This is a genomic window from Kribbella hippodromi (assembly GCF_039531045.1).
GTDB lineage: Bacteria > Actinomycetota > Actinomycetes > Propionibacteriales > Kribbellaceae > Kribbella > Kribbella hippodromi.
Map to the genome: position 1 here is coordinate 26,203 of NZ_BAAAPH010000037.1, position 14,954 is coordinate 41,156.

General features: G+C 67.0%; 11 protein-coding genes. 8 read left to right on the forward strand and 3 right to left on the reverse strand.

The genetic code is table 11. The features are described from left to right. The first annotated feature begins 122 nt into the window (after window positions 1-122). The 3 genes from ABD260_RS35960 to ABD260_RS35970 are packed head-to-tail and all read left to right on the forward strand — an operon-like array spanning window position 123 to window position 3,629. Window positions 123-929 (forward strand): SDR family NAD(P)-dependent oxidoreductase, encoded by an 807-nt coding sequence (locus ABD260_RS35960; protein ID WP_344241197.1) that lies wholly within the window; start codon window positions 123-125, stop codon window positions 927-929. Between the two features lies 1 nt (window position 930). Beyond that, a complete protein-coding gene (locus tag ABD260_RS35965) occupies window positions 931-2,055 on the forward strand; it encodes a DUF5938 domain-containing protein (RefSeq protein ID WP_344241199.1) in 1,125 nt (374 codons plus the stop codon). A gap of 8 nt (window positions 2,056-2,063) precedes the next feature. Beyond that, on the forward strand, window positions 2,064-3,629 hold the full coding sequence (locus tag ABD260_RS35970) for an acyl-CoA synthetase (protein ID WP_344241201.1): 1,566 nt from the start codon (window positions 2,064-2,066) through the stop codon (window positions 3,627-3,629). Here ABD260_RS35970 and ABD260_RS35975 read toward each other — a convergent pair. After that, on the reverse strand, window positions 3,615-4,298 hold the full coding sequence (locus tag ABD260_RS35975; protein WP_344241203.1) for a GOLPH3/VPS74 family protein: 684 nt from the start codon (window positions 4,296-4,298) through the stop codon (window positions 3,615-3,617). The two genes, ABD260_RS35970 and ABD260_RS35975, sit on opposite strands and share 15 nt — an antisense overlap. A gap of 151 nt (window positions 4,299-4,449) precedes the next feature. Between ABD260_RS35975 and ABD260_RS35980 the strand changes: the two genes are divergently transcribed. The 5 genes from ABD260_RS35980 to ABD260_RS36000 all read left to right on the forward strand — a co-directional run bounded on the left by ABD260_RS35980 (window position 4,450) and on the right by ABD260_RS36000 (window position 8,498). Next, window positions 4,450-5,037 (forward strand): GNAT family N-acetyltransferase, encoded by a 588-nt coding sequence (locus tag ABD260_RS35980; RefSeq protein WP_344241205.1) that lies wholly within the window; start codon window positions 4,450-4,452, stop codon window positions 5,035-5,037. Next, window positions 5,037-6,758, forward strand: a complete 1,722-nt coding sequence (locus tag ABD260_RS35985; RefSeq protein ID WP_344241207.1) for an IucA/IucC family protein — start codon at window positions 5,037-5,039, stop codon at window positions 6,756-6,758. Before ABD260_RS35980 ends, ABD260_RS35985 begins: the two co-directional genes overlap by 1 nt. 39 nt (window positions 6,759-6,797) lie before the next feature. Then, window positions 6,798-7,280: a Uma2 family endonuclease gene (locus ABD260_RS35990; protein WP_344241209.1), complete on the forward strand. Its 483-nt coding sequence runs from the start codon at window positions 6,798-6,800 to the stop codon at window positions 7,278-7,280. 138 nt (window positions 7,281-7,418) lie between these two features. Further along, window positions 7,419-7,961, forward strand: a complete 543-nt coding sequence (locus tag ABD260_RS35995) for a Uma2 family endonuclease (protein WP_344241211.1) — start codon at window positions 7,419-7,421, stop codon at window positions 7,959-7,961. Between the two features lie 3 nt (window positions 7,962-7,964). Further along, window positions 7,965-8,498, forward strand: coding sequence for a Uma2 family endonuclease (locus tag ABD260_RS36000; RefSeq protein WP_344241213.1), 534 nt, complete (start codon window positions 7,965-7,967; stop codon window positions 8,496-8,498). On the opposite strand, the gene ABD260_RS36005 is transcribed toward ABD260_RS36000, so the two are convergent. After that, window positions 8,488-11,724 carry an ATP-dependent helicase gene (locus ABD260_RS36005; protein ID WP_344241215.1) on the reverse strand — a complete coding sequence of 1,079 codons (3,237 nt, stop codon included), beginning with the start codon at window positions 11,722-11,724 and terminating at the stop codon, window positions 8,488-8,490. The genes ABD260_RS36000 and ABD260_RS36005 overlap by 11 nt on opposite strands. Next, entirely contained in the window at window positions 11,724-14,942 is a 3,219-nt protein-coding gene (locus ABD260_RS36010; protein WP_344241217.1) for an ATP-dependent helicase, read from the reverse strand. The genes ABD260_RS36005 and ABD260_RS36010 overlap by 1 nt, the downstream gene beginning before the upstream one ends. Window positions 14,943-14,954: the final 12 nt, after the last annotated feature.

Below are 14,954 nucleotides of genomic sequence, written 5' to 3' on the forward strand. Positions count from 1 at the left end.
GGCCGGTCCGGTCCGGCCGTCCGGCGTTTTCTTGACAACTGTCAAACAAAGTCTTGACGAGTGTCAAAGGAATGGCCAGAGTGTGAAACACCCAGCGGGTCCGGTCAGCAAAGGAGCTACAGATGGGTTCACTCGATCTCTCCGGCCGCAAGGCCCTGGTCACCGGCGGCGCGCAGGGGCTCGGCGAGGGCATGGCGAAAGCCCTCGCGGCAGCCGGCGCCAAAGTGGTGATCAGCGACATCCAGAAGGACGCCGGGGCCGCGGTCGCCGACGCGCTCGACCAGGCCTACGGCGCCGGCAACGGCTTCGTCGCCCACGACATCACCGACGACGGCGACTGGGAGAACGCGGTGGTCGCCGCCAACGACATCCTCGGCGGCCTGGACATCCTGGTGAACAACGCCGGCGTGGAGATCACCAGCCTGCTCACCGAGGTCACCGCCGACGAGATCCGGAAGATGCTCGAGGTGAACGTGCTCGGCACCACGCTCGGCGTCAAGTGGGGGCTGCGGACGATGCGCCCGGACGGCCTGGCCGGTCAGGGCGGCGCGATCATCAACGTCGCCTCGGTCGCGGCCACCATCGCGTTCCCCGGCATCGCCGTCTACTCCGCGACCAAGTCCGCGGTCGACCGCCTCACCCGCGTCGCCGCGATGGAGTCCGGCAAACTCGGCTACGGCGTCCGCGTCAACTGCATCTATCCCGGCCTGGTCCCGACCGCGATGGGCGCCGGCCTGGCCAACGACGTCGCCCAGCTCGGCCTCTTCGAGTCACCGGACGCCGCCGTCGCGGCTGTCATCGGCCTCACCCCCGCCGGCCGCCTCGGCGAAGTCGCCGACATGGCCGACGCAGTCGTCTTCCTGGCCTCCGACGAGTCCCGCTTCATCACCGGAATCGGCCTGCCCGTCGACGGCGGAATGGGGATGTGACATGACCACGAAACCAGTAGTTGTCTATGGCGCTTCTGGCTACACCGGGCGCTTGGTCTGTGAGTATCTGCGGCACTATCACGTGCCGTTTGTCGCCGCTGGGCGTAGTGAGGAGAAGCTCAAGGCTTCGATGGAGTCGAGTGTTCCTGGGATCGAGACGGCCGACTACGAGATCACCGCGGTTGAGCATGACGTCGCGGCGCTGACTGAGTTGTTCACGGGCGCGTCTGTCGTACTGAACACGGTTGGGCCGTTCAGTGAGCTCGGTCCGGCGGCGGTGGAGGCGGCGCTTGCGGCGGGAGCGCACTACACCGACACAACGGGTGAGCAGGACTGGCTGATCACGTGCGACGAGAAGTACGGCAAGCAGTTCGCGGAAGCTGGGCTGCTGCTGTCGCCGGGCATTGCGCAGATGTACACGACTGGTGAGATCGCGGCGCAGCTGTGTCTGGAAGAGCCTGGCCTGGACACGCTGGACATCGCCGTCTTCTGGGGCGGCAGTCCGACCATCGCTTCTACTCGTACGATCCTGGTGAACGCGGCGACGTCGAAAGCGCACTTCCTCGATCAGAACGAGTACGTCGAGTTCCCAGAGCAGGGCCTCGTGCCGCTGGTAGTGCCTGGACAGCATGAGCTGGCACTCTCCTTGCCCTGGGGCGGCACGTCGCACCCGGTCTGGTTCAAGCGCGACCCGCGAGTGGCCAACTGCAAAGCGCAGGGTGGCGTGTTCAATGCGGCCCTCATGCACGGCGTACCGCAGATTGTGGCGGGTGCACTGGAGGCCACGAAGGACATGTCCGCCGACGAGCGCAACGTGGCTCTGACCGAGACAGCGCGTCAGGTGATGAACCAGATGCCGCCACGGGAGAACCCCCGCGTCAACAAGTCGCTGGACTCAGTACATGCGTCCGGACCGCTCGGTCGCGCGCACTGTGTCATTCACGGCAACAGCAACTACCAGCAGACCGGCCTGCTGCAGGCGTACGCGGCGTACTCCCTGCTGCAGACGCCGCCGAAGCGGGTCGGCTTTGCCAGCGGCTGCCAGGCGTTCGGGCATCGTGAGCTGCTCGGCGTCCTGCGCGGCTTCGGGCTGGTGTCCGAGCCGCAGCTGACCGTGCAGCGGTAGGAGTCGCCGTGCGGCTGGTCGACTACCTCGACAAGGGTGCGTCACTCGGCCCGGACGCTGCCTGTCTGACGACGGACGGCGAGACGCTGACGTACGCCGAAGTACAGCAGCTCTCGTACCGGATCGCCGGTGCGCTGGCGGCAACCGGCGTACGCCCCGGTGGGAAGGTCGCGATCCTGTCCGCGAACGACCCGGTGGCGTTCAGCTGTGTGTTCGGCATCAGCCGGGCCGGTGCGATCTGGTGCCCGATCAACCCGCGGAACGAGGCCGCGGAGAACCGTGAACTGCTCGACCAGTTCGACTGCGAAGTACTGATCTATCAGGCGGCGTTCGCGCCCCTGGTGGACCGCATTCGGGACTCGCTGCCGAAGGTGCACACGTTCGTGTGCCTCGACGGCGAGCCCAGCAGCTCCGGCCTCACCCCCCACCCTGCTGGCCGGAGCACCGTCGGCTGGGACGCGTTCTGCGGGGGCGCGTCCCAGCCGGCACCCGAGCTGACCGACCCGGACGACCTGGCCATGATCGTCGGCACCGGCGGTACTACTGGCCGGCCGAAGGGAGTGATGCTCGGTAACAGCAACCTGGAGACGATGACCGCGCTGACCCTGATGGGGTACCCGTTCGGTACGCGGCCGGTCTACTTGGCACTGGCGCCGTTGACGCACGCAGCTGGAGTGCTGTGCTTCCCGGTGCTCGCGTCCGGTGGAGAGATCGTCATCATGCGCACTCCGGATGTACACACGTTCCTGGAGCTCATACCGCGCCACGGCGTCACCCACACGTTCCTGCCGCCCACACTGATCTACATGGTGCTGGCAGCGCCCGAACTGGACTCCACCGACCTGTCGTCACTGCAGTGCTTCTGGTACGGCGCTGCGCCGATGTCGGTCGCACGACTGGAAGAGGCACTGCACCGGATCGGACCGGTGATGGCGCAGCTGTTCGGGCAGACCGAGGCGCCGATGATGATCTCCGTCCTTCCACCTGCCGCACACTTCGATGCGAGCGGCAACGTCGCATCCGGTCGGCTGTCCTCCGCCGGGCGCCCGTCCCCGCTGGTAACCGTGGCGATCATGGGCGCCGACGGCGTACTGCTCCAACCTGGTGAACGCGGCGAGATCGTCGTCCGCGGTTCACTGGTAATGCGCGGGTACTACCGCGACCCCGACGCCACCGCGGCCGCTTCGGCGTACGGCTGGCACCACACCGGCGACATCGGCTACCTGGACAGCGACAACTACCTGTACATCGTTGACCGGGCCAAGGACATGATCATCACCGGCGGCTTCAACGTGTACTCCACCGAGGTAGAGCAGGCACTGATGGCACACGAAGCCGTACGGGACTGTGCGGTGATCGGTCAGCCGGACGAGAAGTGGGGCGAGCGCGTTGTCGCGGTAGTACAGCTACAACCGGGCAGCGTGGTCGAGCCGGACGAGCTGATCGCGTTCACCAAGGCACGGATCGGCAGTGTGAAGGCGCCCAAGGAGGTGCTCGTCTGGCCCGACCTGCCCCGGTCCAAGGTCGGCAAGGTGGTCAAGCCGGAGATCAAGGCCCGGTTAGCTGACGGCTGACGTTGTGGCTGCGGTCGTCGAGACCATGATGGCTGCGGTGACAGCGGCCTGCATCTCGGTAACCGCCTTCTTGACCGCGTCGGCGGCCCAGTCCGACTCGGCGATCTCCTTCGCACGCTGCTTCAGCGCCCGCTTGTCCACCGCGTCGGTAATAACCTTCGGTACGACGTTGAGTGCGCTCAACAGTGCGATCAGGGCACCAGTACGCTCGTCCGGCGTCGTACCGACCTTCAGTACGTTCTCCAGTTGCGCCCGCACCTCCAGCTCGTGCCGTGCGTCCTTGGCCGGCCAGCGGGTCACCGGGAACAGTCCAAGTACCTTGCCCTGGTCCTGCTCCAGTACGCCGCGCTCCGCGAGCCGCACGAGCACCTGGTCACGCAGGCGCTTGGAGAGCTGACCGATCTGGTCCTTCGGCTTCTTGCCGGGCTTGTCGACTACCAGCGAGAGCCGCTCGTCCAGGATCGGATCACCGGTGGGCGAGCCGTCCAGCACCTTCAGGCGCCCCGGCTTCTCACCGCCTCCGGCCGCGGTGATGTCCAGCTTCCGCTGCAGCGTCAGCTCGATCAGCACCGCACCGGCCAGGGCGTAGTCGAGGCCAGGCGACCCTGTCACCGGCTTACCGGTCTCGTCGTCGTACAGGAGCAGCAGGAGGTCCTCAGCGATCAGCATGTACCCAACGTAGGCAGAACCGGGCACCTGTCACATCCGCCGCGCGGACTATCTCCGGCATCCGTCTCCAGTCGTGGACCGGGTGCCTGGCCGGATATTAGTTAGGTTAGCCTTACCTGACAGGTTCGCCCACCTCGAAAGCAGAGCAGCCATGACCAGAGCACTGCCCGAGCCGACGTACCGGCGGTTCGCCGCCGGGATCGGCACCCTCAGCCTGCGGCCGTTCGATCTGACGACGGACGTGAGCACGCTGCACAGCTGGGTCACCCAGCCGTACGCGCGGTACTGGGGTCTCCTGACCGCCTCCGTCGCCGACGTGCACGCGGAGTACCTGCGGATCGAGCGCAGTACGCACCACCGCGCCTTCCTCGGCGAGCACAACGGGCGGCCGGCGTTCCTGATGGAGCGCTACGACCCGGCGTACGACGCGGTCGGCCAGGTGTACGACGTGGCGCCGGGCGACATCGGCATGCATGTACTCGCCGGACCGCCGGTGACGCCGATCGCCGGCTTCACCGGAGCGGTCTTCGAGACGATCATGAACAGCCTGTTCGGCGATCCGCTGGTCGATCGCATCGTGGTCGAGCCGGACGTCCGCAACCTGAAGATCCAGGCGCTGAACGAGCGGATGGGATTCCGGAAGCACAGCATCGTGGAGCTGCCGGACAAGCAGGCCTGGCTGAGTTTCTGCACCCGCGACCAGTACGCCGACGCGACGCGGATGGGTGAGGTGGGCTGATGATCTCGCACCTGAGCCCGTCGGTCTGGACTGTTGTCAATCAAGCTCTCGTGCGGAAGGCACTGGCCGAGTTCAGTCACGAGCGCATTCTCGAACCGGCTGCTTACGGCAATGGTTATCGGGTCGGTCGGTATGTCTTTGACGCTCGGCGTTATCCGTTGAATCATTGGCAGATCGGCGCCGTTGCGCGCGACGATGGTGAGCCGGTGGACGCGCTGGAGTTCATCACCGAGTTTCATCAGCAGCTCGGGATCGGGGCCGGCATCCTGCCGGTGTACCTCGAGGAGATCAGCAGTACGCTCGCGTCGGCCGCGTACAAACTGTCGAAGCCTGATCTGACCGCGGCCGATTTGGTTTCGGCGGACTTCCAGACCGTCGAGGCAGCGATGACCGAAGGGCATCCGTGTTTCGTCGCGAACAACGGGCGGCTCGGGTTCGGGGTTGCGGACTACCGGGCGTACGCACCGGAGACCGGCGCGGCGGTTCGGCTGACCTGGATCGCGACGCGGAAGGACCGGACCACTGTCTCGCACAGCACCAGTCTTGATTTCGACACGCTGTTGCGGTCAGAGCTCGGTGCCGAGACGCTGGAGCGGTTCGCCGCGGAGATCGTTGCCGTCGGCGCCGATCCGGCCGAGTACGTGTATCTGCCGGTGCACCCGTGGCAGTGGGAGAACAAGACATCGATCACGTTCGCCGCGGACATCGCGCAGCGGCACATCATCCTGGTCGGATCGAGCGACGACGACTACCAGCCACAGCAGTCGATCCGGACGTTCTTCAACCGGTCGGAGCCGTCGCGCTGCTACGTGAAGACGGCGCTGTCGGTGCTGAACATGGGGTTCATGCGCGGGCTGTCCCCGTCGTACATGGCGGCGACCCCGGCAATTAACGACTGGGTGTACTCCGTGGTCGAGAACGACGTGGTGCTCAAGCGGTACGGGTTCTCCGTACTGCGGGAGATCGCGGCTGCTGGGTACCACAACCGGTACTACGAGAACGCTACCGAGAAGAGCTCGCCGTACCGGAAGATGTTGTCGGCGCTGTGGCGGGAGAGTCCCGTACCGCAACTGGAGTCCGGTGAGCGGCTGGCGACGATGGCATCACTGCTGCACGTCGATCGACATGGTGCATCGCTGGCGGCTGCCCTCGTACGGGCGTCCGGGCTGGCGCCGGCGGATTGGCTGCGGGCGTACGTGGACGCGTACCTGATCCCCTTGCTGCACTGCTTCTACGCGTACGAGCTGGTGTACATGCCGCACGGCGAGAACCTCATCCTCGTACTGCGCGATGCGATACCGATCCGCGTGATCATGAAGGACCTCGCCGAGGAGATCGCGGTACTCAGCCCGGCGACCGCACTTCCGGCGGAAGCGGAGCGGGTACGCGCCGAGGTGCCGGACGACGAGAAGCTGCTTTCAATCTTCACCGATGTGTTCGACTGCATCTTCCGGTTCTTGTCGCCGTTGCTGGATCGGGAGGGGCTGTTGACGCCGGAGCAGTTCTGGAACGTGGTGAGTACGTCGATCCGCGACTACCAGAGTGCGACTCTGGAGCTGGCGGAGGCGTTCGCCAAGTACGACATCTTTGCTGGGGAGTTCGCATTGTCCTGCTTGAACCGGCTTCAGCTGCGCAACAACCAGCAGATGGTCGACCTCACGGACGTCGCCGGCTCGCTGCAGTTCGCCGGCACGCTGGAGAACCCGCTGGCCTGTGGATAACTTCCTCGGCGCTTTCGCGATTTCGGGCATCCTCTTGAGGTGAGAACGCTTGAACCCACCCGCGACGGCCAAAGATACGAGGTGATCGACGGCCGGCTCCACATCACCGGCCCCCAACCACCCATCCACCACGCTGCTGTCGTCGCCCTGATGATCCAACTCAAATCCGCCTGCCCACCGGACTTGATGGTCGCCGTCGGCTCCATCCCCTTCCGTCCCGCTCCCCACACCACCCTCCGCCCCGACCTCCTCATCTGCCCCCGCGACCACCCGGTTTCCTCTCCACCCCTACTCGTCATCGAGGTCCTCTCCCCCACCACCCACACCACCGACATCGTCCTCAAACGCGCCCTCTACGAACACCACAACGTCCCGTCCTACTGGCACTACGACCCCACCCACCAGGAACTGACCGCCCTATCCCTAACCCCCACCGGCTACACCTGCGAGGCAGTAGTCCAAGCCCCCGAGAGCTTCCACACCACTACCCCATTCCCCGTCACGCTCACCCTCACCCCTTAAGGCCAACCCCAGCCAAACCCGTCCATCCCGGGCCATCCCTCGGGGCAACCTGGGGCAACCAGGGGCAGATCCCCAAAACGCCCCCAACCACCGTCCAATCACCCCCATGCTTGGTCCAGTGACCAAGAAGGAGGCACCATGGGGTCCGTGGAAACCATCGAGCCAGGGACGTTCACACTCGCTGATCTCGACGATTTGCCCGACGACGGAATGCGGTACGAGCTCGTCGACGGGACGCTGCTGGTGACACCGGCACCACTGCCGATCCACCAGACGGCAGCTCTCGAGATCGGCTTCCGGTTGAGGCTTCACTGCCCGAAGGACCTGAAGGTGTTCATGGCGCCGACGGACTTCCGGCCGACAACCCATCGATCGCTGCAACCGGACGTACTCGTCTGTCGTCGGGCGGATGTCGGCCCGAAGGCGATCCACCGGTCGCTGCTGGCAGTGGAAGTCCTGTCACCGGCCACCCGCTCGAAGGACCTTCTCTTCAAGCGAGCTCTGTACGAGGAGGCCGGGGTCCAGTCGTACTGGATCGTCGACCCGGACCGCGAAGAATTGACGGTGCTCGAACTCGTGGCCGGACGGTACGTGCAGCGCGCGAAGGTACGAGGCAAGAACGCCTTCACTGCTGAACTGCCGTTCGAAGTGCAGATCGTTCCCGCGGACCTGATCGACTAGCTGATGAGACCGATTCAACCAGGTGAATTCACGACCGCCGACCTCGACGCTGCGCCGGACGACGGCCCGCGGTACGAACTCGTCGATGGGGTTCTGCTGGTCACCTACATGTCGTCGGAGACCCACCAGCGGGCCTTCGGCAAACTGATGTATCAACTGGTGTCCGCTTGTCCGGACCATCTCGAGGTACTGCCGGGGCCGTTGGAGTTTCGGGCTCATGAGCGGTTGGCGTTGGTGCCTGACTTGCTGGTGCTTCCTGAGCACGAGAGCACCACGCGGTGGGTTGATGCGGTGGTGCTGGCGGTGGAGGTGGTGTCGCCGACTACTCGTACGGTCGACCAGGTGCTGAAGCCGGTGCTGTACGAGCGGGCTGGGGTGCCGGCGTTCTGGGTGCTTGATCCGGAGGCGGAACGGCTCACTGTGTACGAGTTGGAGGATCGCCGGTATGTCGAGCGGGCGGTTGTAACCGGCGATGAAGCGTTCGAGGCGCGGGTTCCGTTTCCGGTGCGGGTGGTTCCCGGGGTGCTCAGCCGTTGAGTAGTTGGGTTAGTTGGGGTTTGTCGGGGAGGTTTGGGGGGCGGGTGATTTCGCCGGTGCGGACGTAGTAGAAGGCGGCGGTGATGTTGGTGAGGGGGATGTTCATGAGTTCTGACCAGGCGACTCGGTAGATGGCCAGCTGGAGGGGGTCGGCGGTTTCGCCGCGGGTGGTTTTCCAGTCGATCACGTCGTAGCCGCGGGAGCCGTCGGGGCGGACGACCTGGTACACGGCGTCGATGCGCCCGCGGATCACCCGCCCGGCGAGGGACAGCGCGAACGGAGCCTCGATCTCGTACGGTGTGGTTTCGCCGAACGGACCGTCCCGGAAAGCGTCCATCAACTCGGTCAGGTCCCGGTCGTCGACGATGTCCTCGTCCGCGGCACCGGGGAGATCATCGGGGTCGAGCAACAGCTGCTGACCGAAATAGCTCTCCACCCACGCATGGAACCGCGTCCCGAATCGCGCCGCCCGGTTGGGTTTGCGCGGCATCGGCCGGGCCAGCTCGGCAGCCAGTCCGTCCGGGTCCTTCGCCAATCGCATCACCTGAGTCGCGGACAGTGCGGCCGGCAGCGCCACCTCGTACGCCTTCCGGCTCCGGCTTTCTCTTGCCTCGGACAACAATCGCTCCAACTCCGAGTCCCATCGCGCGACCGTCGCCTGCTCGTCCAGCAGTAGCGAATCCTCCGCCTCGACCGACGGCCCCTCGGCCCGCGCCTGCTGCACCAACGCGGCCGACTCCAACCGGCGCTGATAAGACTCGACGTCGTACGGCGTCGGCCACGGCGCCTGCGTCTGCTCCGCGAGCTCCGGGTTCTCCGCGGTCAGCTCCGGTTGCTCGGCCCACTCGATGACCCGCTCGCCGGCATGTTTCTTCAACGTCTCCAAGTACGCCGACGGGCCGCGCGGGCGCTTCTGGGTCGGACCCCACCAATGCCCGGTCGCGACCAGCAAGTCCTTCGCCCGGGTGAACGCGACATACCCGAGCCGTCGCTCCTCCAGCGCGTTCACGTCCTTGCATTCGTCCGCGAACGCCTTCAGCCCGGCGTTCGTCAGGTCGTGGATGTCCGGCAAGGTGTCCGCGTCACCGCGCAGCGGCCACGGCAGCACCTTCGCGTTGGTCGTCCACTTGTCCCGCCCGCGATCGGACGGAAACACCTTCGAAACCAGCGTCGGTACAAAAACAACCGGCCATTCCAGGCCCTTCGACCGGTGCGTGGTCAGCAGCTTCACCGAATCCGCCTCACTCGGCACCGCAAGATCCAGACCGGCCGCGTACTCCTCCTCGGCCGCCAGGTACGCCAGCAACCCGTCCAGCGAACCATCGGACTCGGTCGACACAAAGTTGCCCACGGCATCGAGGAACGCGGCGAGATGATCCCGCCGCCCGGCCTCGACATGATCCGGTGTCGCGGTCAGCTCGACATCCAGCCCGATCGTGCTGATCACGCGCCGGACCAGGTCGAGCAGCGGCTCCCCGGCATGCCCGCGCAACTCCCGCAGCTCCACCGACAGTTCCTTGAACCGGACGAGTGCCTCCGGCGCGTACTCCCCCGGCCCCGGGTCGTCGACGGCTTCGGCAAGTGAGATGACCTCGGTCGAATCCATCCCCGCGACGGCCGCGTCCAGCGCGGCAACCAGGTCGTCGGCGGCCGGCCGTGCGCCGGCATCGGCGAGCAGCCGGGCCCGGTTCGCCAGCAGCGCGAGATCCCGGTGGCCGATCCGGTACCGCGGGCCGGTGAGGATTCGCAGCATCGCCGCGTTCGCGGTCAGATCGTTGACGGCCTGCAGCGTCGCGACCACGTCGACGACTTCCGGCAGCGCAAGCAGACCGCCCAGCCCGACAACCTCGACCGGCACCTTGCGCGCGATCAGCGCTTCGTGCACCGCGCTGAGGTCGACGTTCGTACGCATCAGGATGCCGATGTCCTTCCATCGGCGGTTCCGGGTGCGATGGGCGGCGACGATGGCATCGGCGATCCACTCGATCTCCTGCGACCGCGTCTCGAACAACCCGACCGTGATCGCACCCTCGGGCGCGTTCTCCGGCGCCTCCAGCGGAATCACGCCGGGATGCTGCTCGTACAACTCGGCGGCGTGCTGGTTCGCCGCAGCCAGGATTCGGCTGCCGCAGCGACGGTTCACACTCAGTACGTACCGCTGCGCCGGCCGCCCGTCCGCCTGCGGAAAATGCTCCGGGAACTCGTCCAGGTTCGCGACCGAGGCGCCGCGCCAGCCGTAGATCGCCTGACACGGATCACCGACCGCGGTGACCGGATGCCCGCGCCCGTGCGCTACGTCCGGCCCCGCGAACAGCGCGGTCAGCATCCGCCGCTGCGACACCGACGTGTCCTGGTACTCATCGAGCAGCACGACCTTGTACCGCGCTCGCTCCACGCCCGCGACCTCAGGACACTCCTCCGCGAGCCGCGCCCCAAGCGCCATCTGATCAGCGAAGTCGACCACCCCACGCTCACCCTTGTACGCCTGGTACTCCTCGACCAGCTGCAGGATCTCGCCCCGCTTCAACGCGGTCTCGGCGAGCTTGCGTACCTCAACCGTCTGTTTGCGCGCCGCCGCGACCTCTTGGCGTACGGCGTCATCGTGCTCCCGGATCTCGTCCGGCCGGAGCAGATGATCCGCGAGCTCGCCGTCGAGCGAGAGCAGACTGTTCACCAGCGTCGGAACGTGGTGTGACGCGAACCGGATCGGCCCGGCGGATCGTCGCACCACCCGGCCGGCCAGCTGGAACCGGGTCGCGTCGGCAAGGACCCGCGAGTCCGGCTCGAGCCCGAGGCGCAGTCCGTGTTCGGCGATCAACGTGCCGGCGAACGCGTGGTACGTAGACACGACCGGCTCGCCTGGTTCTTCCGGCTCCCAGTTCGGGACGTTGCTGCGCAGGTGCGCGGCGAGGATCGGGTTCTGGTCCGGAGGCAACGTCGATCCGAGCACGCCGGCCTTGGTCAGATCCTCCCGGATCCGCACGTCCAGCTCGTTCGCGGCCTTCTTCGTGAAGGTCAGCCCGAGTACCTCTTCCGGTTTCACCTGCCCGGTGCAGATCAGCCAGACCACCCGCGCCGCCATCGCGGTCGTCTTCCCCGACCCGGCGCCCGCGACGATCACGCCCGGCGCGAGCGGCGCGGTGATGGCGGCCAACTGCTGGTCACTGAACGGAATACCGAGCAGGTCACACAGGTCGGCCGTCGTCCGTAGCTGTACGGCAGGCATCAGACGATCTCCCGGCCTTCGGGCTGAATGGGACAAAGGGCGCGCGCTTCACACCGGCTGCAGCCGTCGTTGCGCTGGGCGGTGAGGTTCTCGGTCCGGATCATGGCTTCTGCCTCGTCGACGGCGTCGTCCAGCCAGGTGCGGCCGTCCTCGTCGGTCTCCGGCGGGCCTTGGTGCTGGACCTTCGGGAAACCCCCGTTGTCGTCGTGCCGAAGCTGAACCAGCTCCGCACCACCCGCGGTCGCGTCTTCGCCGAGCTTCTTCAGCTGGCGGGAGTTGATCGCGCGTTGATAGATCGCGAGCTGAACGTGCCGCGCCAGCGCCGGCTTGGTCGGGATGTTCCGCCCGGTCTTCAGGTCGACGACCCGGATCGTCCCCTCCGGGTCCTGCTCGACCCGGTCCATCCGGCCCTTCACCCGGACCGCGGGATTCTCCTCATCGGGAAGCAACACGTCGAAGTCGACCTCGCTGCCGACGAGCTTCCGGTCCGGCCGGCCTTGGTGCCAGGCGATGAACCGGCGCAACGCCTGCTCCGCCTCGCCGCGCTCCCGGTCCGAAATCCACGCCGACTCGAATTCCAGCTGCGTCCATACCTTGTCCAGCCAGCCGTTCAGCTCGTCGACCGACGGCGGCAGGGTCCCGGTCGCGACCGCGTCGGCCAGTGTGTGCAGCACCATCCCGAAGCCGATCGCCGACGTACTCGGGGTCTCGCCGCCGGCCCGCCGGGTCAGGAACCACCGCAACGGACAGTCCACGATCGTCGTCAGCGCACTCCCGGACAAGGGCACCGGCAGCTCCGGGTCCGCGATCGGCCGCACCGACTGAGTACGCTCCCGCACACCCCACCAGCGCGACGGATCAGCCGTCGGCACCAAGGCCTGCTCACGATCATCGACCGCGTCCGCCAGCGCAGCCAGCCGATCCGCCGCCACCCGCTTCAAGGCCGGCGACGAAGCCGGATCCGCCAGTACGCAGCGGAGGTCCGCGACCAGGCCGGGCAGCGACAACGGGCGTCGCGGTCTTCCGGCGACCAGTTTTAACGGAATGTCCAGCTCAGCAAGGAATCGGGACGGTTGGTCGCCATCGGCTTCGGGCGCCTGCACCGCCGTCACGATCAACCGCTCACGCGCGCGGGTGATCGCGACGTAGAACAGCCGTCTCTCCTCCGCCAGCAGGGCGCCGGCCGACAGCGGATCGATCAGCCCATCCGTACCCAATCGGTCCGGCTCCAGCAGCGAGCCGCGGCGCCGCAGGTCCGGCCATTGGCCTTCTTGGACCGACGCCACCACGACGAGCCGCCATTGCAGGCCCTTCGACCGGTGCGCGGTCATCAGCTGCACGCCGGCCTCCCGGTACGTGCCGTCGAAGCGGTTGTCCGCCGCGATGTCCAGCGACTCCAGCTCCGCCAGGAACGCCGACACACCCTTGAAACCGACCTGTTCCTCAGCCCGCCCGGCCGCGTCGAACAGTGCGCACAACGAGTCGAGATCCCGGTTCGCGGCGCGGGCCGGCTCGCCGCCGGAGTGCGCCTGGCCGCGCAACCGCCGCAACCACGGCGACTCCGCCCAGAGCGACCACATCACCTCGTCCGGCGCCGCGCCCGCGGTCACGATGTTCCTTGCCTTGAGCAACCGCTCGCCGAGCGCCGCGAACCGTGCCTCGGCCGGCGACGCCTCCTCGTCAAGGAGCAACGGATTCAGCAAGGCTTCGCGCAGCAGCTCGTCCGACGACCGGGGCAGCCGCTGACCGCCCGCCGCGTCCCGATCTCGTCGTCGCAGCACGCGCGCGAGCCGGCGCAACTGCCCCGCGTCCATGGCGCCCAACGGAGACAACGCCAATGCACGTACGACGTCGACCGTCAACGTTTCCGGGTCAGCCACCGCGCGCAACGCCAGCAACATCGGGCGTACGGCCGGCTCCCGCGACAGGGGCAACTCGTCGCCCGCGACATCCACCGGAATGCCGGCCGCGGCCAGTGCGCGGCGCAGCGGCGGGATCGATCGGCTGCCGGAACGGACCAGCACGGCCATCTCGTGCCAGCCGATGCCGTCCTGGACGTGTGCGCGGCGGAGCAGATCGGCGATGTGTTCGAGCTCGGCGCCGCTCGTCGAGTACAGGTTCGCTTCGACCTTCCCGGGACCGTACACGCAGCTCGAAGCGTCCGGGTTGCGGAAGCGGTCGAAGGTGTCGCGGTCGAGCGTGCCCGGTACGCCGAGGCGGTTCACGACGTTGCGGGATACGCGTTGCAAGGTGGAGCCGAAGCGGCGGGTCGTACCCAAGGCGATCTGCGCTGCCTCGCCACCGCCGCGCGCCGGGAACTCTTCGGTGAAGCGCAGCAGGCCGCGGACGTCCGCGCCGCGGAACGTGTAGATCGCCTGATCCGGGTCGCCGACGACGACCAGATCGCGCCCGTCGCCGGCGATCGCCTGGAGCAGTTTGGTCTGTCCTGGATCGGTGTCCTGGTACTCGTCGACGAACACCGCTTTGAACTCGGCGCGCAGCTTGTCCTGCACCTGCGGCTGCTGGGCGAGGATCACCGCGCGGTGGATCAGCTCCGAGTAGTCCAGCACCTGCTCGGCGTCGAGAACCTGCAGGTACTCCTCGAAGAAGTCGCCGACCGCCACCCACTCGGCGCGCTCCGCCGAGCGCCCGATCGCGGACAGATCCTCCGGGTCCAGCCCGAGCTGGCGCGCCTTGCCGATCACCGCCTGCACCTCGTCGGTGAAGCCACGCGTCTTCAGCGCGGGATGCAGACTGCTCGGCCAGCGCACCGCACCGACCTCACGGCTGCCCGACAGTGCCTCGCTCAACCGCAACGACTGCTCGGGGCCGGACGGCAGCCGGAGTGGTACGTCGAACGCGTCGGCTGGAGTGAAGCGGCGCAGTAGTGCGTAACAGAAGGAATGAAAGGTCATCGACGGCATCACCCGGGTCGTCCGCCCGAGCCGGCCGGTGATGCGGTCGCGGAGCTCGGTCGCCGCCTTGCGCCCGAACGTCAGCACGAGCACCTCGTCCGGGCTCAGGCCGCGATTCCGGACGCGGTCGACGACGGCCTCCACCAAGGTCGTCGTCTTACCCGTTCCCGGCCCGGCCAGGACAAGCAGCGGGCCGCCGGGATGATCGACGACGGCCTGCTGATCAGCATCCAGGACAGGGGCTTCCGCACTGCGCCCTGCTGCCCGGACCAAGCGGTATCGGGAGCCCTGTCTGCTGACCATCGCCCTATCCCA

What these genes read in the sequence shown, in the direction of transcription:
- ABD260_RS36005 (WP_344241215.1), bottom strand. Translation starts at nt 11,724, where the DNA reads ATGCCTGCCGTACAGCTACGGACGACGGCCGACCTGTGTGACCTGCTC.
- ABD260_RS36000 (WP_344241213.1), top strand. Translation starts at nt 7,965, where the DNA reads ATGAGACCGATTCAACCAGGTGAATTCACGACCGCCGACCTCGACGCT.
- ABD260_RS35975 (WP_344241203.1), bottom strand. Translation starts at nt 4,298, where the DNA reads ATGCTGATCGCTGAGGACCTCCTGCTGCTCCTGTACGACGACGAGACC.
- ABD260_RS35965 (WP_344241199.1), top strand. Translation starts at nt 931, where the DNA reads ATGACCACGAAACCAGTAGTTGTCTATGGCGCTTCTGGCTACACCGGG.
- ABD260_RS35980 (WP_344241205.1), top strand. Translation starts at nt 4,450, where the DNA reads ATGACCAGAGCACTGCCCGAGCCGACGTACCGGCGGTTCGCCGCCGGG.
- ABD260_RS35985 (WP_344241207.1), top strand. Translation starts at nt 5,037, where the DNA reads ATGATCTCGCACCTGAGCCCGTCGGTCTGGACTGTTGTCAATCAAGCT.
- ABD260_RS35995 (WP_344241211.1), top strand. Translation starts at nt 7,419, where the DNA reads ATGGGGTCCGTGGAAACCATCGAGCCAGGGACGTTCACACTCGCTGAT.
- ABD260_RS36010 (WP_344241217.1), bottom strand. Translation starts at nt 14,942, where the DNA reads ATGGTCAGCAGACAGGGCTCCCGATACCGCTTGGTCCGGGCAGCAGGG.
- ABD260_RS35960 (WP_344241197.1), top strand. Translation starts at nt 123, where the DNA reads ATGGGTTCACTCGATCTCTCCGGCCGCAAGGCCCTGGTCACCGGCGGC.